General features: G+C 66.9%; 27 protein-coding genes and 1 tRNA gene. 9 read left to right on the top strand and 19 right to left on the bottom strand.

The genetic code is table 11. The features are described from left to right. Positions 1-41: 41 nt before the first annotated feature. From INR38_RS08645 to INR38_RS08635, 3 genes are all read right to left on the bottom strand, one after another. Positions 42-773 (bottom strand): BON domain-containing protein, encoded by a 732-nt coding sequence (locus INR38_RS08645; RefSeq protein WP_063327425.1) that lies wholly within the window; start codon positions 771-773, stop codon positions 42-44. Next, positions 770-1378, bottom strand: coding sequence for an SIS domain-containing protein (locus INR38_RS08640; RefSeq protein WP_012202994.1), 609 nt, complete (start codon positions 1376-1378; stop codon positions 770-772). Before INR38_RS08640 ends, INR38_RS08645 begins: the two co-directional genes overlap by 4 nt. A gap of 73 nt (positions 1379-1451) precedes the next feature. Continuing rightward, positions 1452-1868, bottom strand: coding sequence for a YraN family protein (locus INR38_RS08635; RefSeq protein WP_013804432.1), 417 nt, complete (start codon positions 1866-1868; stop codon positions 1452-1454). On the opposite strand from INR38_RS08635, the gene rsmI reads away from it, so the two are divergent. Next, positions 1868-2809 carry a 16S rRNA (cytidine(1402)-2'-O)-methyltransferase gene (rsmI, locus tag INR38_RS08630; protein ID WP_012202992.1) on the top strand — a complete coding sequence of 314 codons (942 nt, stop codon included), beginning with the start codon at positions 1868-1870 and terminating at the stop codon, positions 2807-2809. The genes INR38_RS08635 and rsmI overlap by 1 nt on opposite strands. 125 nt (positions 2810-2934) lie before the next feature. Here the strand turns inward: rsmI and INR38_RS08625 are convergent, their stop codons facing one another. The 3 genes from INR38_RS08625 to INR38_RS08615 form a co-directional block, all read right to left on the bottom strand. Then, on the bottom strand, positions 2935-4191 hold the full coding sequence (locus INR38_RS08625) for an Hsp70 family protein (RefSeq protein ID WP_043796941.1): 1257 nt from the start codon (positions 4189-4191) through the stop codon (positions 2935-2937). A 116-nt stretch (positions 4192-4307) separates the two neighbouring features. Next, entirely contained in the window at positions 4308-5132 is an 825-nt protein-coding gene (locus INR38_RS08620) for a VOC family protein (RefSeq protein ID WP_207443042.1), read from the bottom strand. Positions 5133-5157: 25 nt separating this feature from the next. Further along, positions 5158-5709, bottom strand: coding sequence for an OsmC family protein (locus tag INR38_RS08615; protein ID WP_207443041.1), 552 nt, complete (start codon positions 5707-5709; stop codon positions 5158-5160). A gap of 251 nt (positions 5710-5960) precedes the next feature. On the opposite strand from INR38_RS08615, the gene INR38_RS08610 reads away from it, so the two are divergent. From INR38_RS08610 to INR38_RS08580, 7 genes are read left to right on the top strand one after another with little or no spacing between them, the layout of a single operon-like run. After that, positions 5961-7634 (top strand): TIGR04028 family ABC transporter substrate-binding protein, encoded by a 1674-nt coding sequence (locus tag INR38_RS08610; protein ID WP_013804437.1) that lies wholly within the window; start codon positions 5961-5963, stop codon positions 7632-7634. 28 nt (positions 7635-7662) lie between these two features. Further along, positions 7663-8610, top strand: a complete 948-nt coding sequence (locus INR38_RS08605) for an ABC transporter permease (protein ID WP_043820406.1) — start codon at positions 7663-7665, stop codon at positions 8608-8610. Then, positions 8607-9557 carry an ABC transporter permease gene (locus INR38_RS08600; RefSeq protein ID WP_207443040.1) on the top strand — a complete coding sequence of 317 codons (951 nt, stop codon included), beginning with the start codon at positions 8607-8609 and terminating at the stop codon, positions 9555-9557. Before INR38_RS08605 ends, INR38_RS08600 begins: the two co-directional genes overlap by 4 nt. Continuing rightward, positions 9554-11245 carry an ABC transporter ATP-binding protein gene (locus INR38_RS08595; protein WP_207443039.1) on the top strand — a complete coding sequence of 564 codons (1692 nt, stop codon included), beginning with the start codon at positions 9554-9556 and terminating at the stop codon, positions 11243-11245. The genes INR38_RS08600 and INR38_RS08595 overlap by 4 nt, the downstream gene beginning before the upstream one ends. Beyond that, positions 11226-12356: a putative FMN-dependent luciferase-like monooxygenase gene (locus INR38_RS08590; RefSeq protein ID WP_207443038.1), complete on the top strand. Its 1131-nt coding sequence runs from the start codon at positions 11226-11228 to the stop codon at positions 12354-12356. The genes INR38_RS08595 and INR38_RS08590 overlap by 20 nt, the downstream gene beginning before the upstream one ends. Next, complete coding sequence (locus tag INR38_RS08585) at positions 12353-13048, top strand: CMD domain protein (RefSeq protein WP_207443037.1); 696 nt, start codon at positions 12353-12355, stop codon at positions 13046-13048. The genes INR38_RS08590 and INR38_RS08585 overlap by 4 nt, the downstream gene beginning before the upstream one ends. Further along, positions 13045-13632 carry an alkylhydroperoxidase domain protein gene (locus INR38_RS08580; protein ID WP_012202982.1) on the top strand — a complete coding sequence of 196 codons (588 nt, stop codon included), beginning with the start codon at positions 13045-13047 and terminating at the stop codon, positions 13630-13632. Before INR38_RS08585 ends, INR38_RS08580 begins: the two co-directional genes overlap by 4 nt. 12 nt (positions 13633-13644) lie before the next feature. On the opposite strand, the gene INR38_RS08575 is transcribed toward INR38_RS08580, so the two are convergent. After that, a complete protein-coding gene (locus tag INR38_RS08575) occupies positions 13645-15150 on the bottom strand; it encodes a DASS family sodium-coupled anion symporter (protein ID WP_034389959.1) in 1506 nt (501 codons plus the stop codon). A 296-nt stretch (positions 15151-15446) separates the two neighbouring features. Between INR38_RS08575 and INR38_RS08570 the strand changes: the two genes are divergently transcribed. Continuing rightward, a complete protein-coding gene (locus tag INR38_RS08570; RefSeq protein ID WP_012202980.1) occupies positions 15447-15764 on the top strand; it encodes a hypothetical protein in 318 nt (105 codons plus the stop codon). 82 nt (positions 15765-15846) lie between these two features. Here INR38_RS08570 and INR38_RS08565 read toward each other — a convergent pair. The 12 genes from INR38_RS08565 to rplR all read right to left on the bottom strand — a co-directional run bounded on the left by INR38_RS08565 (position 15847) and on the right by rplR (position 22292). Then, positions 15847-15923: transfer RNA gene (locus INR38_RS08565), tRNA-Met, on the bottom strand. A gap of 21 nt (positions 15924-15944) precedes the next feature. Beyond that, complete coding sequence (gene rplQ, locus INR38_RS08560; RefSeq protein ID WP_012202979.1) at positions 15945-16337, bottom strand: 50S ribosomal protein L17; 393 nt, start codon at positions 16335-16337, stop codon at positions 15945-15947. Between the two features lie 186 nt (positions 16338-16523). Further along, positions 16524-17522, bottom strand: a complete 999-nt coding sequence (gene rpoA / locus INR38_RS08555; RefSeq protein WP_012202978.1) for a DNA-directed RNA polymerase subunit alpha — start codon at positions 17520-17522, stop codon at positions 16524-16526. A gap of 112 nt (positions 17523-17634) precedes the next feature. Further along, entirely contained in the window at positions 17635-18258 is a 624-nt protein-coding gene (rpsD, locus tag INR38_RS08550; RefSeq protein ID WP_012202977.1) for a 30S ribosomal protein S4, read from the bottom strand. 90 nt (positions 18259-18348) lie between these two features. Next, positions 18349-18753, bottom strand: a complete 405-nt coding sequence (gene rpsK / locus INR38_RS08545; RefSeq protein ID WP_012202976.1) for a 30S ribosomal protein S11 — start codon at positions 18751-18753, stop codon at positions 18349-18351. Between the two features lie 18 nt (positions 18754-18771). Next, the gene (rpsM, locus tag INR38_RS08540) at positions 18772-19137 is read right to left on the bottom strand and encodes a 30S ribosomal protein S13 (RefSeq protein WP_012202975.1); all 366 of its coding nucleotides are present in this window, start codon (positions 19135-19137) and stop codon (positions 18772-18774) included. Between the two features lie 22 nt (positions 19138-19159). Further along, a complete protein-coding gene (gene rpmJ, locus INR38_RS08535; protein ID WP_003050535.1) occupies positions 19160-19273 on the bottom strand; it encodes a 50S ribosomal protein L36 in 114 nt (37 codons plus the stop codon). 132 nt (positions 19274-19405) lie between these two features. Further along, positions 19406-20725 carry a preprotein translocase subunit SecY gene (gene secY / locus INR38_RS08530; RefSeq protein WP_012202974.1) on the bottom strand — a complete coding sequence of 440 codons (1320 nt, stop codon included), beginning with the start codon at positions 20723-20725 and terminating at the stop codon, positions 19406-19408. Between the two features lie 24 nt (positions 20726-20749). Continuing rightward, positions 20750-21181: a 50S ribosomal protein L15 gene (gene rplO / locus INR38_RS08525; RefSeq protein WP_012202973.1), complete on the bottom strand. Its 432-nt coding sequence runs from the start codon at positions 21179-21181 to the stop codon at positions 20750-20752. An 11-nt stretch (positions 21182-21192) separates the two neighbouring features. Then, entirely contained in the window at positions 21193-21375 is a 183-nt protein-coding gene (rpmD, locus tag INR38_RS08520; protein WP_012202972.1) for a 50S ribosomal protein L30, read from the bottom strand. Positions 21376-21389: 14 nt separating this feature from the next. Continuing rightward, positions 21390-21911, bottom strand: a complete 522-nt coding sequence (rpsE, locus tag INR38_RS08515) for a 30S ribosomal protein S5 (RefSeq protein ID WP_012202971.1) — start codon at positions 21909-21911, stop codon at positions 21390-21392. Positions 21912-21926: 15 nt separating this feature from the next. Beyond that, entirely contained in the window at positions 21927-22292 is a 366-nt protein-coding gene (gene rplR, locus INR38_RS08510) for a 50S ribosomal protein L18 (protein WP_012202970.1), read from the bottom strand. Between the last annotated feature and the right edge of the window lie 2 nt (positions 22293-22294).

Here is a 22294-nt window from a genome sequence, read left to right as displayed (position 1 = left end):
AGCCGGAACATGTTCCGGCTTTTGCTTTCAGGCGGCGGTGATCACTTCACCGGGGTGGCGGTGGCGCCTGCGGGGGTGGACAGGCTGCTTTCCGAGAGGCTTGTGGGAGCGCTGGCTGCGGCGGCCTTGCCGGAGTCGTCGGTGACCACGGGGGCGGACTGGGGCTGCATGCGGGCCAGTTCGTCCTCGGAGATGACTTCCACCACGCGCACGACCTTGGTCACGTCGTTGATGCCGCGTGCAATCTCGGCACCGCGCTTGGCTTCGCGCGGGGTGACGATGCCCATCAGGAAGACGACCTTGTTCTCGGTCACGACCTTGAAGGCCGAGGCCTGGATGTCCTTGGCGTCCAGCAGGCTGGCCTTGACCTGGGTGGTGATCAGCGTGTCCTTGGAGCGCTGGCTCAGCGTGGAGGTGAAGGGAGCCACCACCACTTCGTTGAAGACATTGCGCACCGTGGGCTGCTCGCGCACGAGCTTCTCGATGGTCTGGCGGTCGGCCTCATTGCCGGCCTCGCCGGTCAGCAGCACCTGGCGGTTGTAGCTGGTGACGTTGACATGGGCCTTGTCGCCCAGCACTTCGGCGATGCGGTTGTTGGCGCGCAGCTCGATGCCCTGGTCTTCCACCTGGGTGCCGGTGGTGCGGCGGTCCGCCACCGACATGCCGGCCATCACGGCGCTGCCGCCCACCAGGGCGACGCAGCCCGACAGGGCGGCGCCCAGGGACGCGACGGCGAGCACACCGCAGGCGGCGCGGGACCAACGGAACTTCATAGAGGCATCTCCTGTTCACCAAGTAACTGGGCATCCACGCCGTCGCACAGGCAGTGCAGCACCAGCGTATGGGTTTCGCGCACGCGCGCCGCACGGTCGTGCGGCACGCAGATCAGAACATCGGTCTCGCGCACGCGGCCGGCCAGGGAGCCGCCCGTGCGGCCGGTCAGCACCACGGCCATCATGTCGCGCTCATGGGCGGCATCCAGGGCCTCCAGCACGGCCACGTCGTTGCCCGTGGCGGACAGCACCAGCAGCAGGTCGCCGGGCTGGCCCAGGGCGCGTATCTGGCGCGCCAGGTACTGGGTGGCGTTGCCGCCCGAGCCCGTGGCGCCCACGGTGCCCAGCAGGCCGCCGTCGGAGACCAGGGCCACGGCAGCCAGCTCGGGCCGGTCGCGTTCGAAGCCGGCCACGCACAGGGCGGCGAAGAGTTGGGCATCGCTGGCAGAGGCGCCCGCGCCGCAGGCCAGAACCTTGCCGCCACTGGTCACGCAGGCCAGCATGGCCTGCACTGCCGCCGCAATGGGCTGGCTCAGCGCCTGGGCGGCCTGGTATTTCAGGTCGGCGCTGTCGATGAAATGCTGTTGGATACGTTGCTCAAGCATGGAGGCCCGATGATAACTGCCGCCCTTGAAGTCTTTCGTAGCCAGGCGTTATTTGTGCTGCAGCGGTAACGGATCAGGCGCCTTCGGCGTCAAAGGCGGCCTGAAGCCACTGCACGGCGGACCCGGCGCCGGGCTCGACCAGCACCACGTCGAAGCGGCATGGCGGCGGCGCGGACCAGCGCATCAGGTAGTGGCGCGCCGCAAATACGATGCGCCGCTGCTTGGTGGCACCGATGCTGGCGCCGGCACCGCCGAAGGCGCGCGTGCCGCGGCTGCGCACCTCGACGAAGACCACGGTGCCGTCGCGCGCCTGCACGATGAGGTCGATCTCGCCGCCGCCGCGGCCCGGCGTCCGATAATTGCGCTCGACCAGACGCAGGCCGGCCGCCTGCAGATGGGCCAGCGCCGCATCCTCGGCCTGCTGGCCCCGATGCCGGGTCGTGAGGGCAGACGGCCCCGCGCCTGCCGGCTTTTTCGCAAGGAAACCCATTGACTACCTCTTTCGCCACCGCGCTGGGCGCAGCCAAGGATGCTGCGGCATCCCAGCATTATCCGCAGGGCGCCCTCTACGTGGTGGCCACACCCATCGGCAACCTGGCCGACATCAGCCTGCGCGCCCTGCATGTACTGCAGCTGGTGGACTGCGTGGCCTGCGAGGACACGCGCCACACGCAGGGCCTGCTGCGCTCCTATGGACTGGACCGGCCCGGCAGCCAGCTGCTGGCCGTGCACCAGCACAACGAGGCCGAGGCGGCCCAGCAGATCGTGGCGCGGCTGCAGCAGGGCCAGCGCATCGCCTATGTCAGCGATGCGGGCACGCCCGGCGTCAGCGACCCCGGCGCACGCCTGTGCGCAGCCGTGCAGGCCGCGGGCCTGCGCTGCATTCCGCTGCCCGGCGCCAGTAGCATCACGGCCGCCATCAGCGTGGCCGGCGCGGTCACGCCTTCGCAGGGCGAGGGAGGTTTCGTCTTCGCAGGCTTTCTGCCCACCAAGTCGGCCGAACGCCTGGCCGCCGTGCAGCAACTGGCCCTGCAGCCGCGCTGCACCGTGCTGCTGGAGGCGCCCCACCGCATTGCCGACCTGGCCGCCGCCCTGGCCACGCTGGGCGAGCGCCCGGTGACGCTGGCACGCGAGATCACCAAGCAGTTCGAGGACATTGCCACCATGCCCGCCAGCGCGCTGCCGGCCTGGCTGCAGGCCGTGCCCCAGCGCAGCAAGGGCGAATTCGCCGTGGTGCTGCACCCGGTGGCCCTGGGTGGCGATGAGGCCGACGCCGACGCCCTGCGCGTGCTGCGCCTGCTGCTGGCCGAGCTGCCCACCAAGACCGCCGTGCGCCTGGCCGCCGAGATCACGGGCGCACCGCGCAACCGCCTCTATGACGCCGCGCTGGCGATCAAGCAGGCCGCCGAGGAGGACCCGATAGAGGATTAAGCCCAAGGCGGCAGCACCACAGTGGCCTTCACCCTCAGGGACACCGAGCAAGGGCCGCCCCGCCGCGAGGGTGTCGTCCCCCCCGCGTAGCGAGAGGGGGAAGCGGCGCAGCCGCTCAGGGGGACTTATGCATACGCGAGGCCGGTGGCCACGCCACCGAACAGGTCGCCTTCGACCTGCGGCACGCCGGGGAAGGCCTCGCGCAGCGCATCGCGCAGCGTGCGCAGGGCCGATGAGCCGCCCGTGAGGTAGATGGCGTCCAGCGCCTGGGGCGCCACGCCGGCCAGGCGCAGGCAGTCCTGGGCGCAGGCCACGACCTGTTGCAGCGGGCCTTGCAGCTGCTCGTGCAGCACCTCGGGCGAGATGGCGGCGGACAGGCCCGATTCCAGCCAGCCCAGCTCGATGGCCGCTTCGGCATGGCGCGTGGAGGCCTCGATCTTGGCCTGCTCCACCACGGCGGCCAAGCGGTGGCCTTCGCGCAGTTCCAGCACTTCCATCAGGCGCTTGTGCAGGCGCTGGTCGCTGTAGTCGGTGCGCAGGTTGCGCGCCTCGGCCAGGGCCTTGGGCGAGTACAGCCACTGGATCAGGTGCCAGGTCGAGAGGTCGAAGAACACGCGGCTGGGCACTTCGCGGCCGCTGGGGCCGATGTGCCGGTAGCCCAGCAGCGGCATGAGCTGGGCCAGGTTGAGCCGGTGGTCGAAGTCCGTGCCGCCGATGTGCACGCCGCTGGTGGCCAGGATGTCGTCGCGGCGATCGCTGCGGCCGGCCTGCTCGGGGCCCAGGCGCACGACGGTGAAGTCGGAGGTACCGCCGCCGATGTCCACCACCAGCACCACGGATTCCTGCGTGAGGCGCTGCTCGTAATCCAGCGCGGCGGCAATGGGCTCCATCTGGAAATCCACTTCGCCCAGGCCTGCGGCGCGCGCGGCATCGGCCAGGGCCTGCTGCGCCTGGCGGTCGCGCTCGGGATGGTCGTCCACGAAATGCACGGGCCGGCCCAGCACCACGCGCTCGGGCAGGCGGCCGTCCAGCGAGGCACGCGCCCGGTCGGCCACGCGGCGCAGGAAGAGGCCGATGATGTCCTGGTAGCTCACGAACTGGTCGTGCACCGCCGTCTTTTCCTGCAGCAGCGCACTGCCCAGCAGGCTTTTGAGGGAGCGCATGAGCCGGCCCGGCTCGCCGTCCAGGTACTGGGCCATGGCATCGCGCCCGAAATGGGTGCTGTGCTCGTCCGTATGGAAGAACAGCGCCGTGGGCATGCCGCAGGCATCGCCCTCCAGCGGCAGCAGGCGTGCGGTCTGGCCGGGGGTGCGCCAGGCCATGGCGGAGTTGGAGGTACCGAAATCTATGCCCAGCGTGGCAGGAGTGGAAGCAGTCGTCATGGCAAGCAGCGCCGCGCCACGGCGCCCCTCAAGGAAGGCCGCGGCTGCAACGAAAACGCCCACCGGGGTGGGCATGGGTGTCAGCGGGGCGCCATTCTAGCGCCCACGCATTTCGCCTAGGCGGCGGCGGTTTCCCTGGCCGGGGAAACCTGGGCCAGCACGATGCGCGCGCCATGCGTGGCGGTCTCGTCCAGCGCCAGCGCAGACGCGGGCTGGCGTACCTGCAGCTCGATGGCATAAGGGCCTTCACCGCGCGTGGCCAGACGGTGGCCCAGGGTGCCCGTGGCAACGCCCTGGGCAGGCGCAGCCAGCACCAGCGCAGTGGCGCCCAGCCTCAGCGATGCGCGGTAGGCGCTGCCGTCGTCCGACAGCCGGGCCTCGCCAATGTCGGCGCCCTCGCCCAGCAGCGCGCGCCAGCGTGCCAGGCTGGCGCGCAGGTCATGCACGGCCACGTACAGCCGGGCCACGCCGGTGGCGCCGTTGGGGTGCACGCGTGCATCGCCCTCGGGCACGCGCAGGGCGCGCGGCGTGAGGTCGCCGCAGAGAAAGGGCAGGTCCTGGCTGCGGGCGCGTGCATTGCGCCAGCGCAGCTGCGCGCCGTCGGGGCGCAGGCGGCCGCCTTCGTAGGGCGCCTCGTAGTCCAGGCCGCGCGCCTGGGCGGCGGCAACCACGGCGCCAGTCTCGGTGGGCAGCAGCGCGAAATCGACAATGCCCTCGCCATGGCGCTGCAGCTGCTGCCACCAGCGCTCCTCGGGCGCGGGTGCGCGCCAGGCGATGAGTTCGAAATAGGCGCCGTCGGCAAACACCACCAGGGCGTTGTGCGTGGAGCGGCCCGGGTGCTCGCCGCCGCGCAGCACGTTGAAGCCCAGCGCGGTGTAGTCGGCAATGGTGCGTTCCAGGTCCTGGACCGCGATGACGATGTGGTCGAGTGGCAGGGTCATGACAGGGGTGCTTTCCGCACGGTGTTCAGGCTGCCAGGCGCGCGGCGGCGCTGGAGTCGGTATGGCGCACTTCGGCGCGGATGTTCTGCGGATTGCGCAGCAGGTTGAGGATGGGGCAGGTGCGCTCCACGGCCTCGAACAGCGCATCGATCTCGGCGCGGCTGGCGGGCGAGTCGATGTGCACGGTGTAGCCGATCTCGTGCGGCCAGATGGGCGTGGCCTCGTGGCCGGGCTTGCCGCCGCGCGGATCGATGATGCCCGTGACCTCGACCTCCAGGCTCTCCACGGGCACCTGGCGCTCGGCCGCCTGGATCAGAAAGATGTGGGTGACGCAGGTGCCCAGCACGCCCAGCTGCAGCTCGGGCGAGCTGGGGCCGAGGTTGTAGCCCGCGAAGTCGGGCGGGCTGTCGCTGATGACCTGGTGCTCGCGGATGCGCAGGCGGCGCACGCCGCTGCGGCCCTCGGCGCGCACATGGGCCTTGAGGCGGGCGGGCTGGGCCGTGCCGGCCGCGACGGCGGCGCTGCGGGCGAGCACGGCGGCGCGCTTTTCGGCGAGGTATTCGTTGAGATGGCTCATGGACGGGCTTTCGGTGAAGGAAGTACCAGCCCATTGTTGGGACCGCCGCATGCGCGGCAAACAAACGAATCCGTCTGCGCTTATGCACTGGGCAGATATGCGGGGGCCCCATCCCTTAGTCGTTTTCCAAATATCGATGCAACTCGATATATGAGCGCAAATATTTGGCATCGATAGCATGAAAAACATGGAGCCGGTCCTGTGGCCGGCAGTCTTGTTTTTCAGCGCCCCAGCGGCGGCGAGGTACGAACGTGTTTTCCCAATCGAAGGCGGGTCAGGTGGCATGGAAGGCCGCGATAGCGGTATTGGCGGGCAGCAGCCTGCTGCTGGCGGCGTGCTCCAGGCAGGCCGATACGGCCCAGGCGGGCGCGGCTGCTGGCCCCGTGGAAGGCGGCACCCTGGTCTACCTGGAGCAGCAGGCCCATACCAACCTCTATCCGCCGGCCGGGGGCTTCTATCCCAACGGCGGCGTGCTCAACCAGATCACCGACAAGCTGACCTACCAGGACCCGAAGACGCTGGAGATCCAGCCCTGGATCGCCGAGTCCTGGACCGTGAATGCCGACGCCACCGAGTACAGTTTCAAGCTGCGGCCCGGCGTCACTTTCTCCGACGGCACGCCGCTGGACGCGGCGGCCGTGGCGCGCAACTTCGACACCTATGGCCTGGGCAACAAGGCGCTCAAGCAGCCGGTGTCCGAGGTGATCAACAACTACGAGCGCAGCGAGGTGATCGACCCGCTGACGGTGAAGTTCTTCTTCAGAAAGCCTTCGCCGGGCTTTCTGCAGGGCACTTCGGTGATCGGCTCGGGCCTGGTCTCGCCGGCCACGCTGGACCGCCCCTTCGAGGAGCTGGGCGACGCCACGCGCATCATCGGCTCCGGCCCCTTCGTGGTGGCCAGCGAGACGCTGGGCAAGGAGCTGGTGCTCAAGGTGCGCAAGGACTATGCCTGGGGCCCCGCCAAGCTGGCCCACCAGGGCCGCGCGCGGCTGGACGAGGTGAAGTTCATCGTCACGCCCGAGGACAGCGTGCGCATCGGCGCGCTGCTGGCCGGGCAGGCCGGGCTGATCCGCCAGATCCAGGCCTATGACGAAAAGCGCGTCGAGGACCAGAAGTTCAGCATCTACGCCCCGCCCACGCGCGGCGTGAACAACAGCGTGGCCATCCGCCCGGACAACGCCCTGGTGGCCGATCTCAAGGTGCGCCAGGCGCTGCTGCACGGCACCAATGCCAAGGAGATCGTGGAGACGCTGTTCTCGCCGCGCTATCCGCAGGCGCGCTCGGTGATTGCCTCCACGGCGGCCGGCTTCGTGGACCTGTCGGCCAAGCTGGCCTATGACGAGGCCAAGGCGAAACAGCTGCTGGACGAGGCCGGCTGGACGCTGGGCGCCAACGGCCTGCGCCAGAAGGACGGCCGCGATTTCGTGCTGTCCACCTACGAGTCCCTGCCCCAGCCGCAGAACAAGGAGACGCTGCAGCTCGTGGCCCAGCAGTGGGCGCGCATCGGGGTCAAGCTCAACGTGCTGTCGGGCGACGCGGGCAGCCGCGCGGTGGACACGCTGGACCCCGACAAGACCGGCGTGCTGCCCGGCATGGTGGGCCGCGCCGATCCCGACGTGATCAAGAGCAACTACTACCCGACCAACCGCAACGTGCTGCTGCAAAAGGGCGGCGTGAGCCAGAAGGTCAAGTCCTTTGAGGACACCAAGCTCAACGGCCTGTTCGACGCCATCGCGGCCGAGACCGATGCCGCCAAGCGCCTGGCGCTGGCCGGCGAGGTGCAGAACTACCTGATCGACCAGGCCTATGTGATCCCCATCTTCGAGGAACCCCAGGCCTTTGCGGGCGCAGGCTGGGTGCGCGACGTGGGCTTCGAGGCCGTGGGCCGGCCCAGCTTCTACAGCACCTGGCTGGCCAGGCGCTGACCGGAACGCTCCCTGAGGAACCGCTCCCATGCCGCGCCGCTATCTGCTCAGCCGCATCGCCCAGGCCGCCCTGGTGCTGTGGGCGGCCTTCACGGTCTCGTTCATCCTGCTGCAGCTGCTGCCGGGCGATGCCGTGCTGATCAAGTTCCTGAACCCCGAGCTGGGCCTGGGCCCGCAGGAGATTGCCGACATCCGCGCCGCCTACGGCTCGGACCAGCCCGTGTGGCAGCAGTACCTGCACACGCTGGGCCAGTTCCTCACGGGCCATTTCGGCTATTCGCTGCAGGCCGGCGTGCCGGTGAGCCAGGGCCTGGCCACCAGCCTGCCGCCCACGCTCAAGCTCGCGGCCCTGGGCTTTGCCGCAGCCGCGCTGCTGGCCGTGGCGCTGGCGGCGGCTGCCAGCCTGGCGCCCCTGTCCTGGCTGCGCAACGCGCTGTATTCGCTGCCTTCGGTCTTTGTCTCGGTGCCCGTGTTCTGGCTGGGGATCATGCTGATCCAGGTGGTGTCATTCCGCCTGGGCTGGATCGCCGTGATCAATCCCGGCCCCTGGGAAGGGCTGGTGCTGCCCACGCTGACCCTGGCCGTACCGATCTCGGCGCCGCTGGCCCAGGTGCTGCTGCGCAACATCGACGCCGTGCTGGCCCAGCCCTTCGTGGCCGTGGCGCGGGCCAAGGGCGCCTCGCGCCGCTGGGTGCTGCTGCGCCATGTGGCACGCAATGCCCTGCTGCCCACGCTGACCATTGCCGGCGTGCTGTTCGGCGAGCTGCTGGCCGGCGCCGTGGTGACGGAGGCCGTGTTCGGCCTCAATGGCCTGGGCACGCTGACCCAGCAGGCCGTGGGCAACCAGGACACGGCCGTGCTCCAGGCCGTGGTGGTCGTCTCGGCCGCCGCCTTCGTACTCATCAACCTCGCCGTGGACCTGCTGTACCCGCTGCTTGATCCGCGCCTGCGCCATTCCGTGGAGAACCGGCCATGAACACTGCCGTCTCAAGCGCTCTTTCCCCGGCCCTGGATGCCCAGGCCGCGCCCGCCACTCCTACTCCCATGGCGCTGCCAGCGTCGTCCCTGGCCCCTGCGCCAGCCGCCCCGCGCCGCAGCTTCGCCTTGCCGGCCCGCCTGCAATCCCTGAAACGCCTGCCGCCCACGCTGGCCCTGGCCTGGCTGGTGATTGCCGTGGCCGCGCTGTGGGCGCTGGCGCCCGGCTGGTTCGCCCACCAGAACCCGATCGCGGGCCAGGCCGGCCAGCAGTTGCTGGCGCCCGGCGCCGCGCACTGGCTGGGCACGGACGCGCTGGGGCGCGACCTGTGGGCGCGCGTGGTGCATGGCGCCGTGCATTCGCTGTCGGGCGCCTTCGTGGCCGTGGGCGTGGGCCTGGCCGTGGGCACGCTGATCGGCCTGCTGGCCGGGGCCACGGGCGGGCGCACGGAAGATGCGCTGATGCGCCTGGTCGATGTGCTGCTGGCCGTGCCTTCGCTGCTGCTGTCGCTGACCATCATCATCGTGCTGGGCTTTGGCACCATCAACGCGGCCATTGCCGTAGGCGTGGTCTCGGTGGCCAGCTTCGCGCGCCTGGTTCGCTCGGAGGTGGTGCGCGTGCGCCGCTCCGACTATGTGGAGGCCGCCTTTGGCAGCGGCGGGCGCTTTGCCGCCGTGCTGTGGCGCCATGTGCTGCCCAACTCGCTGACCTCGGTCATCGCCATGGCGGCGCTGCAGTTCGGCTCGGCGATCCTTGCGATTTCCACGCTGGGTTTTCTGGGCTACGGCGCGCCGCCGCCCACGCCCGAATGGGGGCTGCTGATCGCCGAAGGCCGCAACTACATCGCCACCGCCTGGTGGCTGACCACGGCGCCGGGCCTGATCGTGGTGGCCGTGGTGCTGGCGGCCAACCGCATCGCCACGGCCTTCGCACGGAGGCCTGCATGAGCGCCGCCATCGAGGAACGCATCCACGCCGCACCAGCGGTGGCAACGACCGCCCCCGTGCTCGAAGTGCAGGACCTGGCCGTGGCCTACCGCGATGCCGCAGGCCAGGCGCAGCGAGTGGTGCACGGCGTGTCGTTTTCCGTGGCGCCGGGCGAGGTGGTGGCCCTGGTCGGCGAATCGGGCTCGGGCAAGACCACCACGGCCCAGGCCGTGATCGGCCTTTTGGCCGACAACGGCCACCGCGAGCACGGCAGCATCCGCCTGCAGGGCACCGAGGTCTCGGGCTGGCCGGCCGCACGCTGGAACGCCATCCGCGGCCGCGTGGTCAGCCTGGTGCCGCAGGACCCCACCATGTCGCTGAACCCCGTGCGCACGGTGGGCGACCAGGTGGGCGAGATCCTGCGCATCCACGGACTGCGCGACCGCACGGCCGTGGAGGCGCGCGTGCTGGAGTTGCTGGCCCGCGTGGGCCTGTCCCAGCCCGCGCTGCGCGCACGCCAGTATCCGCACGAACTGTCGGGCGGCATGCGCCAGCGCGTGCTGATCGCCATTGCGATTGCGCTGCGGCCCGCCCTCATCATTGCCGACGAGCCCACCAGCGCGCTGGACGTGACCGTGCAGCGGCGCATCCTGGACCTGATCGACGCGCTGCGCCGCGAGACCGGCACGGCCGTGCTGCTGGTCACGCATGACCTGGGCGTGGCGGCCGACCGCTCGCACCGCCTGGTCGTCATGCAGGGCGGCCGCATCCAGGAGCAGGGCCCCACGCTGGAGCTGCTGCGCAATCCGCAAAGCGCCTATACGCGGCGGCTGCTGGCCGATGCGCCTTCGCTGGCGCCCGCGCCGCGCCGCACGCCCAGGCCCTCCACGGCCGATGACTGGGCCATCGAAGTCGAGGACCTGGTGCACGAGTTCGTGGCCCCCGGCCATGCCTCGGCCCACGGGCGCGGCATCTTCCGTGCCGTGGACGGCGTGTCGCTGCGCGTGCGCCGGGGCAGCACGCATGCCATCGTGGGCGAGTCGGGCTCGGGCAAGACCACCACCATCCGCGCCATCGTGGGCCTGGGCAGGCCCACGGCGGGCCGCATCCGCATCGAAGGCACCGAGGTCACGGGCCTGCGCGGCGAGGCCCTGCGCCAGCTGCGCCGCCGCGTGCAGCTGGTCTACCAGAACCCGTTCAGTTCGCTGGACCCGCGCCAGAGCGTGTTCGACATCATCGAGGAGCCCCTGCTGAACTTCGACCCGCTGCCGGCCAGTGAGCGCCGCCGGCGCGTGCACGACATGCTGGAGCGCGTGGGCCTGCCGGCCGCCGTGCTGCCGCGGCGCCCGCATGCGCTGTCGGGCGGCCAGCGCCAGCGCGTGGCGATTGCGCGCGCCCTGGTGCTGCAGCCGCAGGTGCTGGTGCTGGACGAGGCCGTATCGGCCCTGGACGTGACCGTGCAGGCGCAGATCCTCGCCCTGCTCGCCCAGCTGCAGCAGGACCTGGGGCTGACCTATCTCTTCATCTCGCACGACCTTGCCGTGGTGCGCCAGATCGCCGACACGGTGTCGGTGCTGCGCGCGGGCCGGGTGGTGGACGCGGGCAGCGTGGAGGAAGTGTTCCAGCGCCCCACCAGCGACTACACACGAGAACTCATGGACGCCATTCCCGGCAAAAGGAGCATTGATTTTGTCCCTCATACCGCCTGATACACACGCTGGCGCCGCCCACCGCAGCGGCCCGCGCCTGGGCTTCTTCAGCCGCCTGCTCGACGATGCGCCGGCCGGCGAGCGCTACCGCCTGGTGGCCGAGCAGATCGCCCATGCCGAGGCCCAGGGCTTCGACTCGGCCTGGGTGGCCCAGCACCATTTCCATGAAAGCGAGGGCGGCCTGCCCTCGCCCTTCGTCTTTCTGGCCCATGTGGCGGCGCGCACGCGGCGCATCCGCATCGGCACGGGCGTGATCACGCTGCCGCTGGAAAACGCGCTGCGCGTGGCCGAGGACGCGGCCGTGCTGGACCTGCTGACCGGCGGCCGCCTGGAGGTGGGCCTGGGCACGGGCGGCACGGCCGAATCCTTCGAGGCCTTTGGCGTGCAGGGCGCCGAGCGCGGCGCCGTCTTCGCACGCAACTTCGGCGTGCTGCAGGACGCCTGGGCCGGGCGCGCGCTGGCCGGCGGCGTGCGCCTGTACCCGGCCGCGCCGCAGCTGCTGGAGCGCGTCTGGCAGGCCACGTTCTCGGCCGAGGGCGGCGCGCGGGCCGGTGCCAACGGCGACGGCCTGATGCTGTCGCGCACCCAGCCACGGCCCGAAGGCGCGCCGCAGGCCACGCTGTCCGAGATCCAGAACCCCATCATCGACGCCTACCTCGCCCGCCTGCCCGCAGGGCGGGCGCCGCGCATCCTGGGCTCGCGCACGCTGTTCGTGGCCGACCGCCGCGACGAGGCACTGCGCTGGGCCGAGGCCGGCCTGCGCCGCGTGGCCCTGCGCCATGCCGCCCAGCCCTCGCAGTGGGCGGCCCGCGTCGATCCGCAAGCGCCGCTGGCCGATCTCATCGCCGCCTACGACGTGCATGTGGGCACGCCCGACGAGGTCATCGCCTCGCTGCGCGCCGACACGGCGCTGGCGCGCGTGAGCGACATCGTCTTCCAGGTGCATTCCATCGACCCGCCGCACGCCGCCATCCTGCGCTCCATCGAACTGACGGCCGCCCATGTGGCACCGGCCCTGGGCTGGCGCCGTGCCGATGAGTCCACATCCACGTCCACCCCAGCGCCTTCTTCCCTCCCCGCAGTCCGGGCCGGACTGCTGCAAGCCGCATGACCATGAACACCACCGCAACGCCCCGCTTTCCCGGCGACGTGATCGACCACCTCGCCGACATCACCCCCGGCAGCGCCCTGGACCGCGTGCGCCGCCACCGCACCGAGGCACGCACGCAGGCCCAGCAAAGCTTTGCCGCCCTGTTCACGCCCGCCGAGCCCGTGCCCGGCACGGTCTCGCTGCGCGAGCGGCTGGCCCTGGCCGCCTTCACGGCCGGGCTGCATGGCGAGCCGCGCAGCGCCGTCTTCTATACACGCGCGCTGGCCACCGAGGATGCGGAACTGGCAGCCGTGGTGTCCTCCGAGGTTGTGCGTGGCCGCGCCCAGAGCCTGCAGGCCGGCAGCGGCCCGCACGGCCCCTACGGCAGCTACCCGGCAGGCCCGCTGAGCCGCGAGGACCAGCCCGGCCCCGCCTATGCCGTGGACCCGGCCCACGCCGCACTGCTGGGCCCGCGCCTGGCCGCGGCGCTGGCCCATGCCCACCTGCTGGCCTACCACCCGCGCGACGCCAGCGCCGGGGCCCTTCGGGCGCTGCAACAGGCGGGCTGGAGCGAGACGGACATCGTCATCCTGTCCCAGCTGGCGTCCTTCCTGTCCTTCCAGATCCGCGTCGTGGCGGGGTTGCGCGTGCTGGCTGCACGCCCCGCGCCCCAGGCAGCCCATCAACCCAACACCCTGCAAGCCCAGCCATGACCTCAACGAACTCCGCCGCTCCCCAGGTCTTCACCCAGGAACAACTCGACTGGCTGCCATGGATTGAGCCGCTGGACGAAAGCGAGCTGACAGAACGCCACCATGCAGGCCTGGTCGATGCCTCACGCGCGCAGTCGCCCTACTTCCGTCTGCTGGCGCGCGACCCCGACACGCTGGGCGCGCGCACGCGCACCGACAAGGACATCTTCTACAACCCCGACGCCGGCCTGCCGCGCGCCGAGCGCGAGCTGGCCGCTGCGGCCACCTCGCGCGCCAATGGCTGCATCTACTGCGCCTCGGTCCATGCGCGCTTTGCCACGCACTTCTCGCGCAGGGGCGGCGACGTGCAGCGCCTGCTCGACGAAGGCCCGGGCACGGACCTGGGGCCGCGCTGGAACGCCATCGTCACGGCGGCCGTGGCGCTGACCCAGACGCCGCCTGCGCTGGAGCCCGCCCACATTGATGCGCTGCGCACCGCAGGCCTGGACGATGCCGCCATCTCCGATGTGCTGCACGGCACGGCCTTCTTCAACTGGGCCAACCGGCTCATGCTGTCGCTGGGCGAGCCACGGACCACGGCTTGAGGGCGCCCGCCCTCACCACAGGCCCAGCAGCTTCCACCAGACACTGCCGACCACGGCAAAGATCAGCAGCTCAATCACGCACATGGCCGCTCCCACGCGCCACCAGTTGCCCAGCGTGACATAGCCGCTGCCGAAGATGATGGGCGAAGTGCCGGTGGCGTAGTGGGTCAGCGTCATCATGATGGCCGAGCCGGCCGTCATCATCAGCATGAAGGGCACGACATAGTCGGCCGGAATCAGCTGCGCGCCCACGGTCAGGAAGGCCAGCATCATCGCGCTGATGTGGGCCGTGGTGCTGGCGAACAGGTAGTGCGAGAACACGAACACGCCCACCAGGATGGCCGCCACCGGCAGCCAGTCCAGGCCGCTGGCGACGATGGCGTTCTTCATGCCCACGGCAAACCAGGACACCACGCCGAGCTTGTTGAGCTGCTCGGCCAGCATGACCAGGGCGCCGAACCACACCAGCGTGTCCCATGCGCTTTTCTCGGACAGCACGTCATCCCAGTCGATGGTGCCCGTGATGATCAGCACGAACAGGCCCAGGAAGGCGACCACGGTGGGGTCCAGCACGAAGGCCGGGCCGAACAGCATCTGCGGCACGTTGGCCCACAGCAGCAGCATCAGGCCGAAGGTGCCCAGCATCACGCGCTCCTTGCCCGACAGCGGCCCCATGCGTGCCATCTCGCTGCGCGCGTACTCCACGGCATTGGGCGTGGCCTTGAGCTCGGGCGGCGACAGCAGGTAGATCACCAGCGGCATCAGCAGCAGGCACAGCAGGCCCGGCAGCAGCATGTACAGCGCCCAGGTGGTCCAGCTCAGGTGCAGGGCCTGGCCCGTGGCCTTGGCCACGAAATCCACCACCAGCGGGTTGGGCGCGGTGGCGGTCAGGAACATGGCCGAGGTGATGGGATTGGCGTGGTAGTTGACCAGGGCCAGGTAGGTGCCCACCTTGCCCTGCGTGCCCTTGGCCGGGTCCGACTCGAAGGCATTGGCGATGGACTTCATGATCGGGTGCACGATGCCGCCGCCGCGCGCCGTGTTGCTGGGCGTGAACGGAGCCAGCACCAGCTCGCAGATCGCCAGGCCGTAGCCGATGCCGATGGTGCGCTTGCCCAGCAGGGCGATGAACATCAGGCCGATGCGGCTGCCCAGCCCCGTCTTCTTGAGGCCGCGCGAGATCAGGATGGCCACCACGATCAGCCAGATCAGCGGGCTGGAAAAGCTGCTCAGCGCATCGGTGATGGCACCCTTGGACGAGCCGGAGGTGACCTGGGACAGCGAGACGATGACGATGGCCATCAAGGCCATCACGCCAATGGGCATGACCTTGAGGATGATGGCCACGATGGTGGTCAGGAAAATGGCGACCAGCTGCCAGCCCTTGGGCGTCAGCCCCTCGGGCACGGGCATCAGCAGCAGGCCGAACAGCACGGCGGTGGCAATCAGTGCCGGCACCAGCCGGAACGGTACGGCCGCCTTGAAATAGCGGAACAGCGAGGCGATCTTCTCGAGCATGTGGATCCTTTGCGTTGCCGGAGCGGCGCCGAGAGAGCATGGCCTGCCGGGGGAGCAAAAGCCCACCAGCCTGCACGGGCACTGGCGGCCGCGCCGCATGACTGACATCATGATGCAGTGCAGCATGAACCCGGCTTCCAGCGGGCGCCTGCGCCACCGAAGTTTGACAGGCATCAAGGCCGGGCCAGTAAACCTGGCGACCCAGGCCACTGAGCCCCGCTCACATGACAGCATCCCCAGACCGGGTGCCTTTCGCCCCGGTGTACCCATGCAGTGAAAAAAGGAGAAAAGCCGACATGCCAGCCAACCGATTCTTGCCCGAGGAATGGGAATGCCGGCTCCAGGAAATCGACCTGGAGATCGCCCGCCACGCCGTCATCTGCAAGATCCCGCTGCTGCAGGCCGGTGTGGTGGAGCGCGTGCTGGCCAATGACGCCAGCGTCTGCGGCGCCGAGCACGAGGCCGCATTCAAGACCCTGCGCGGCCTTCTGTACATGCACTACACCGAGCTGCTGCACATCAGCGAAGTGCTCAGCCCCGAGGTCGCCCAGGAAATCGCCCACCGCGTGCGCCTGCGGCTGGGCCAGCGCATCGGCAACCAGCTGGGCGGCTGATGCCGGGCTGTCCGCCTGGCCTTTGCCCTGGCGCGAGGGCATGAAAAAAGGGCTACGACAGTTGTCGTAGCCCTTTTCAATTTGGTTGCGCGAGAAGGATTTGAACCTCCGACCTTTGGGTTATGAGCCCAACGAGCTACCAGACTGCTCCATCGCGCGGTATTCCAAAATTATAGCAGATTATTCAGCTGCCTTGGCTTCGGCGGCGCCTTCTTCAGCGCGCTCGACCAGTTCCACGAAGGCCATGGGGGCGTTGTCGCCCACGCGGAAGCCCATCTTCAGGATACGGGTGTAGCCACCAGGACGCTTTGCGAAGCGGGGGCCCAGCTCGTTGAAGAGCTTGGTCACGCTGTCGCGGTCGCGCAGGCGGTCGAATGCCAGGCGGCGGTTGGCAACGGTGTCGACCTTGGCCAGGGTGATCATGGGCTCGATCACGCGGCGCAGTTCCTTGGCCTTGGGAACGGTGGTCTTGATGGCTTCGTGCTCAATGAGCGAATTCATCATGTTCTTCAGCATCGCCAGGCGGTGCGAAGAGGTGCGATTGAGTTTGCGGAGGCCGTGACCGTGACGCATGGTGCTTTATTCCTAAAATATGTAATTAGGGCTTGCGCAAACAAGGATGCAAGCCTGGACCCGTTACCGGATCTGCAGCTTGCCTCAACCGAATTTGCGCAAGTTGTTGATTAATTCGAGCAGCCGTATCAGGTACTGCCCGAGGCACTGAGGCTCTCCAAAAAGGAGAGCCCGCAATTATAGTGCTTAGCGCTTTTCCAGGCCAGCAGGCGGCCAGTTCTCGAGCTTCATGCCCAGCGTCAGACCGCGGGAAGCCAGGACTTCCTTGATCTCGTTGAGCGACTTGCGACCCAGGTTGGGGGTCTTGAGCAGCTCGTTTTCGGTACGCTGGATCAGGTCGCCGATGTAGTAGATGTTCTCTGCCTTGAGGCAGTTGGCCGAACGCACGGTGAGTTCCAGCTCGTCCACGGGACGCAGCAAGATGGGATCAAAGGCGGTTGCGGCACCACGGCCACCGGCCGGAGCATCGAAGACGCTGGCGATATCGCCGCCGTCCAGCTGAGCGAACACGGCGAGCTGTTCCACCAGGATCTTGGCGGAGGCGCGCACGGCGTCCTCGGCAGTGATCGCACCATTGGTTTCGATCTCCACCACCAGCTTGTCGAGGTCGGTGCGTTGTTCAACGCGGGCCGATTCGACGGCGTAGCTCACGCGCTTGACGGGCGAGAACGAAGCGTCCAGCACAATGCGGCCGATCGACTTCGTGGACTCGTCGCCATAGCGGCGCACGTTGCCGGGCACATAGCCGCGGCCCTTCTCCACCTTGATCTGCATGTCCAGCTTGCCGCCTTGCGACAGGTTGGCGATGACATGATCAGGGTTGATGATTTCCACGTCGTGGGGCGTCTGGATGTCGCGCGCCGTCACGACGCCTTCGCCATCCTTGCGCAGCGAGAGCGTGACCTCATCGCGGTTGTGCAGCTTGAACACCACACCCTTGAGGTTCAGCAGGATGTTGACCACATCTTCCTGGACACCGTCGATGGACGAGTACTCGTGCAACACACCAGCAATCGTCACTTCCGTCGCTGCGTAACCCACCATGGACGAGAGCAGGACACGGCGCAGGGCGTTGCCCAGCGTATGGCCGTAGCCACGCTCAAACGGCTCCAGAACAACTTTGGCGCGATTGTGGCCAAGCTGCTCGACATTGATCGTCTTGGGCTTCAGCAAATTGGTTTGCATGCAGACTTCCTCTCAATACCCCCGGCTCGTTACACCGGTAAGGCTGGTGAAGCACCCCAGCGCGATGCCTCGCGGCTGGGGGACGGTTTTACAGAAATGTCGCTGCGCGGAATTAACGCGAGTACAACTCAACGATCAGGGATTCGTTGATGTCTGCACCGAACTCGTCGCGGTCAGGCGACTTCTTGAACGTGCCTTCAGCCTTGTCGGCAGACACTTCCACCCATGCGGGGAAACCGACTTGACCAGCCAGTTGCAGGGCTTCGACGATACGAGCCTGCTTCTTGGACTTTTCACGCACGGCGACCACGTCACCCACCTTCACCATGTAGGAAGGGATGTTGACGGATTGGCCGTTGACCGTGATGGCCTTGTGCGACACCAGCTGACGCGCTTCCGAGCGGGTCGAGCCGAAGCCCATGCGGTACACCACGTTGTCCAGACGCGACTCCAGCAGCGACAGCAGATTGGCACCGGTGTTGCCCTTCTTCTTGTCAGCGGCTTCGAAGTAGCGGCGGAATTGCTTTTCCAGCACGCCGTACATGCGCTTGACCTTCTGCTTTTCACGCAGCTGCAAGCCGAAGTCGGAAGTACGCTGACCGGAAGTGCGGCCGTGCTGGCCGGGCTTGGTGTCGAACTTGGACTTGTCGGCGATCGAGCGACGTGCGCTCTTCAGGAACAGGTCAGTGCCTTCACGGCGGGAGAGTTTGGCCTTGGGGCCGATATAGCGTGCCACTTGATTTCCTTTGTGTCATCTGCCGTGCACAAGCACGGGAGCCGCCCGCGATGTTACACATCTGGGCGGCGGTGGGCTTGGTGAAAAAGCTTAGATACGACGGCGCTTTTGAGGGCGGCAGCCGTTGTGGGGAACCGGCGTCACGTCCGCGATGGAGGTGATGCGGATGCCCAGGGCGCCCAGGGCGCGAACCGAGGATTCACGGCCAGGACCGGGACCCTTGATTTCGACGTCCAGGTTCTTGATGCCCTGTTCGATGGCAGCACGACCAGCCACTTCCGAAGCCACCTGGGCAGCGAAGGGAGTCGACTTGCGCGAACCCTTGAAGCCCTGGCCACCCGACGAGGCCCACGACAGAGCGTTGCCTTGGCGGTCGGTGATGGTGATGATCGTGTTGTTGAACGAAGCGTGCACGTGGGCAATGCCGTCCGAAATGTTCTTACGGACTTTCTTGCGAACGCGCTGTGCAGCGTTGTTTGCGGGAGACTTAGCCATAGTGATCTTTCAATCTCTTTATTTCTTCAAAGCCGCGGCACCCTTGCGCGGACCCTTGCGGGTACGTGCATTCGTGCGGGTACGTTGACCACGCATGGGCAGGCCACGACGATGACGGAAACCGCGATAGCAACCGATGTCCATCAAACGCTTGATGTTCATCGTTGTTTCGCGACGCAGATCACCTTCCAGAGTCAGGGAAGTCAGCTGATCACGGATCTTTTCCAGATCACCGTCAGTCAGTTCCTTGATTTTCTTGGAATATGCGATGCCAGCGGCTTCGCAGATCTTGCGTGCAGTGGTGCGACCGATCCCATAGATAGCGGTCAGGCCGATTTCAGCGTGCTGATGCGGCGGGATGTTAATGCCAGCGATACGTGCCATTATTCGTCCTCAAACTTTCCTATCAACCCTGGCGCTGCTTGTGGCGCTGGTCCGTGCAGATCACTCGCACCACACCTTTGCGGCGGATGATCTTGCAGTTACGGCAGATTTTTTTGACCGAAGCCGAAACTCTCATTTCATTCTCCTAAAACTCTACATCCGTTACGGCCTATCGACCGGGAAACATGCCCGCGATGGATAGATCGAGTGGGCGTCTACTAACTCTTACTGGACCCGCCGGCACCGCCGGCCAGGCCCATCACTTAGTTCAATTGCCAAGTGTCGCTTTGAAGTTCGCCTTTTTGAGGAGCGATTCGTACTGTTGCGACATCATGTAGTTCTGCACCTGGGCCATGAAGTCCATGGTCACCACCACAATAATCAGCAGTGATGTGCCACCGAAGTAGAACGGAACGTTGTACTTCAGGATCAGGAACTCGGGCAACAAGCACACGAATGTGATGTACACCGCGCCAGCCAGGGTCAGGCGAACCAGGATCTTGTCAATGTAGCGGGCCGTCTGGTCACCGGGACGGATCCCGGGGATGAAGGCACCACTCTTCTTCAGGTTGTCGGCGGTTTCCCGGCTGTTGAACACCAGGGCCGTGTAGAAGAAGCAGAAGAAGATGATGGCAGTGGCGTAGAGCATCACATAGATCGGCTGACCGGGGGTCAGCGTGCTAGCAATGTCCTTCAGCCAGCGCATGGATTCCCCTGCACTGAACCAGTTCACAACGGTCGCCGGCAGCAAGATGATCGAGGAAGCGAAGATGGGAGGAATGACCCCCGCCATGTTCAGCTTCAGCGGCAAGTGCGAAGACTGGCCACCATACACCTTGTTACCCACCTGACGACGCGCATAGTTCACCAGGATCTTGCGTTGTCCCCGCTCGACAAACACGACGAAGTACGTCACGGCTGCCACCACGAGAACGATGAAGATCGCGGCCAGGATGCTCATGGCACCGGTGCGCACCAGCTCCAGCAGACCACCGATGGAGCTCGGCAGACCTGCGGCGATACCTCCAAAGATGAGGATCGAGATGCCGTTGCCCAGACCACGTTCCGTGATCTGTTCACCGAGCCACATCAGGAACATGGTGCCGGCCGTCAGGCTGACCACCGCCGTGAGGCGGAAGCCGAAGCCAGGGCTCAGAACCAGACCTGCGGAGCTTTCCAGAGCCACGGCAATTCCCAGGGACTGAAAAATCGCCAGGCCCAATGTGCCGTAGCGGGTGTACTGGGTGATCTTGCGACGACCCGATTCACCTTCCTTTTTCAGCTGCTCGAATGTAGGGACCACGTAGGTCATGAGCTGCATGATGATCGATGCCGAGATGTACGGCATGATCCCCAGTGCGAACACCGTGAAGCGCGAGAGCGCCCCACCCGAGAACATGTTGAACAGATTGAGAATGCCGCCCTGCTGGCCATTGAACAGCTGCTGCAGCTGCGCTGGATCGATGCCCGGCACGGGGATATGAGCCCCGATCCGGTAAACGACCAGCGCGAGCAACAGAAAAACCAGACGGCGGCGAAGATCGCCGAATTTTCCGGTTTTTGCAATTTGAGCTGCGCTAGTAGCCACGGATGTCTTCTTTCAGATCATTAATCAGGCGATGCTGCCACCGGCAGCTTCGATGGCAGCCTTGGCGCCGGCGGTAGCGCCGATGCCGTTGAGCTTGACAGCCTTGCTGATTTCACCGCTCTTGATGATCTTGACCACCTTTGCGATTTCACCAACCAGACCGGCTTGCTTCAGAGCTGCCAGATCGACTTCGGCCAGGCCCAGCTGTTCCAGAGCGGACAGGGTCACTTCTGCATTGAACTTCAGCAGATGCGACTTGAAGCCACGCTTGGGCAGACGGCGCTGCAGAGGCATTTGACCGCCTTCGAAGCCCACCTTGTGGTAGCCACCCGAACGCGACTTCTGACCCTTGTGACCACGGCCGGCAGTCTTGCCCAGGCCGGAGCCGATGCCGCGACCGACACGGCGCTTGGCGTGCTTGGAGCCCTCTGCAGGCTTGATGCTATTGAGTTCCATCATCAATCCTTTCAGAGAACTTTGACCAGGTAGCTGATCTTGTTGATCATGCCGCGCACGGCAGGCGTGTCCTGCAGTTCGCTGATGCTGTTCAGCTTGCGCAGGCCCAGGCCACGGACGGTGGCGCGGTGCGATTCCTTGGTGCCAATGGGGCTGCGCACCAGTTGCACCTTCACGGTTTGTTGCGTTGTCATGTGATTGACTCCGATCAGGCGGTGAAGATGTCTTCAACCGACTTGCCGCGCTTGGCTGCCACTTCCGAAGGGGTCGTGGAGTGCTTCAGAGCGTCAAAAGTCGCGCGGACCATGTTGTAGGGATTCGACGAACCATGGCTCTTGGCCACGATGTCGGTGATGCCCAGCACTTCGAAAACGGCGCGCATCGGGCCGCCGGCGATGATGCCGGTACCCTTGGGAGCGGGGTTCAGCATCACGGATGCTGCGCCATGCTGACCCATCACGGTGTGATGGATCGTGCCGTGCTTCAAAGACACCTTGATCATGTTGCGACGGGATTCTTCCATCGCCTTTTGCACGGCTGCAGGCACTTCCTTCGACTTGCCCTTGCCCATGCCAACGCGGCCATCACCATCGCCAACCACGGTCAGTGCAGCGAAGCCGAGGATACGACCGCCCTTCACAACCTTGGTGACGCGGTTCACCGCGATCATTTTTTCGCGCAGACCGTCGTCACGACCTTCGTCTTGCACCTTGGGAGAAAACTTTGCCATTTCTATCCGCTCCGCTTAGAACTGCAGGCCGGCTTCACGAGCGGCTTCTGCCAAAGCCTTCACGCGGCCGTGGTATGCGAAACCAGCGCGATCGAAAGCCACTTTCTCCACGCCGGCAGCCTTCGCCTTCTCGGCAATGCGCTTGCCAATCAGCGTAGCGGCAGCCACGTTCCCACCCTTGCCGATGGCGCCCAGTTGGGTGCGCACTTCGGCTTCGGCGGTGGAGGCCGAAGCCAGCACCTTGGTGCCGTCTTCCGACACCACGCTTGCGTAGATGTGGAGGTTCGTACGGTTCACGCTCAGACGTGCCACGCCTTGCTGTGCAATGCGGATGCGGGTCTGGCGGGCACGACGGAGACGCTGCTCTTTCTTGGTCAACATAA

Origin of the sequence: Delftia sp. SD018 (assembly GCF_017355445.1) — a bacterium.
Taxonomy (GTDB): domain Bacteria; phylum Pseudomonadota; class Gammaproteobacteria; order Burkholderiales; family Burkholderiaceae_C; genus Comamonas; species Comamonas acidovorans.
This window is presented reverse-complemented; position numbering and strand designations above follow the sequence as displayed.

What these genes read in the sequence shown, in the direction of transcription:
- INR38_RS08645 (WP_063327425.1), bottom strand. Translation starts at nt 773, where the DNA reads ATGAAGTTCCGTTGGTCCCGCGCCGCCTGCGGTGTGCTCGCCGTCGCG.
- INR38_RS08640 (WP_012202994.1), bottom strand. Translation starts at nt 1,378, where the DNA reads ATGCTTGAGCAACGTATCCAACAGCATTTCATCGACAGCGCCGACCTG.
- INR38_RS08635 (WP_013804432.1), bottom strand. Translation starts at nt 1,868, where the DNA reads ATGGGTTTCCTTGCGAAAAAGCCGGCAGGCGCGGGGCCGTCTGCCCTC.
- INR38_RS08625 (WP_043796941.1), bottom strand. Translation starts at nt 4,191, where the DNA reads ATGACGACTGCTTCCACTCCTGCCACGCTGGGCATAGATTTCGGTACC.
- INR38_RS08620 (WP_207443042.1), bottom strand. Translation starts at nt 5,132, where the DNA reads ATGACCCTGCCACTCGACCACATCGTCATCGCGGTCCAGGACCTGGAA.
- INR38_RS08615 (WP_207443041.1), bottom strand. Translation starts at nt 5,709, where the DNA reads ATGAGCCATCTCAACGAATACCTCGCCGAAAAGCGCGCCGCCGTGCTC.
- INR38_RS08605 (WP_043820406.1), top strand. Translation starts at nt 7,663, where the DNA reads ATGCCGCGCCGCTATCTGCTCAGCCGCATCGCCCAGGCCGCCCTGGTG.
- INR38_RS08600 (WP_207443040.1), top strand. Translation starts at nt 8,607, where the DNA reads ATGAACACTGCCGTCTCAAGCGCTCTTTCCCCGGCCCTGGATGCCCAG.
- INR38_RS08595 (WP_207443039.1), top strand. Translation starts at nt 9,554, where the DNA reads ATGAGCGCCGCCATCGAGGAACGCATCCACGCCGCACCAGCGGTGGCA.
- INR38_RS08585 (WP_207443037.1), top strand. Translation starts at nt 12,353, where the DNA reads ATGACCATGAACACCACCGCAACGCCCCGCTTTCCCGGCGACGTGATC.
- INR38_RS08580 (WP_012202982.1), top strand. Translation starts at nt 13,045, where the DNA reads ATGACCTCAACGAACTCCGCCGCTCCCCAGGTCTTCACCCAGGAACAA.
- INR38_RS08575 (WP_034389959.1), bottom strand. Translation starts at nt 15,150, where the DNA reads ATGCTCGAGAAGATCGCCTCGCTGTTCCGCTATTTCAAGGCGGCCGTA.
- INR38_RS08570 (WP_012202980.1), top strand. Translation starts at nt 15,447, where the DNA reads ATGCCAGCCAACCGATTCTTGCCCGAGGAATGGGAATGCCGGCTCCAG.
- rplQ (WP_012202979.1), bottom strand. Translation starts at nt 16,337, where the DNA reads ATGCGTCACGGTCACGGCCTCCGCAAACTCAATCGCACCTCTTCGCAC.
- rpoA (WP_012202978.1), bottom strand. Translation starts at nt 17,522, where the DNA reads ATGCAAACCAATTTGCTGAAGCCCAAGACGATCAATGTCGAGCAGCTT.
- rpsK (WP_012202976.1), bottom strand. Translation starts at nt 18,753, where the DNA reads ATGGCTAAGTCTCCCGCAAACAACGCTGCACAGCGCGTTCGCAAGAAA.
- rpsM (WP_012202975.1), bottom strand. Translation starts at nt 19,137, where the DNA reads ATGGCACGTATCGCTGGCATTAACATCCCGCCGCATCAGCACGCTGAA.
- rpmJ (WP_003050535.1), bottom strand. Translation starts at nt 19,273, where the DNA reads ATGAGAGTTTCGGCTTCGGTCAAAAAAATCTGCCGTAACTGCAAGATC.
- rplO (WP_012202973.1), bottom strand. Translation starts at nt 21,181, where the DNA reads ATGGAACTCAATAGCATCAAGCCTGCAGAGGGCTCCAAGCACGCCAAG.
- rpmD (WP_012202972.1), bottom strand. Translation starts at nt 21,375, where the DNA reads ATGACAACGCAACAAACCGTGAAGGTGCAACTGGTGCGCAGCCCCATT.
- rpsE (WP_012202971.1), bottom strand. Translation starts at nt 21,911, where the DNA reads ATGGCAAAGTTTTCTCCCAAGGTGCAAGACGAAGGTCGTGACGACGGT.
- rplR (WP_012202970.1), bottom strand. Translation starts at nt 22,292, where the DNA reads ATGTTGACCAAGAAAGAGCAGCGTCTCCGTCGTGCCCGCCAGACCCGC.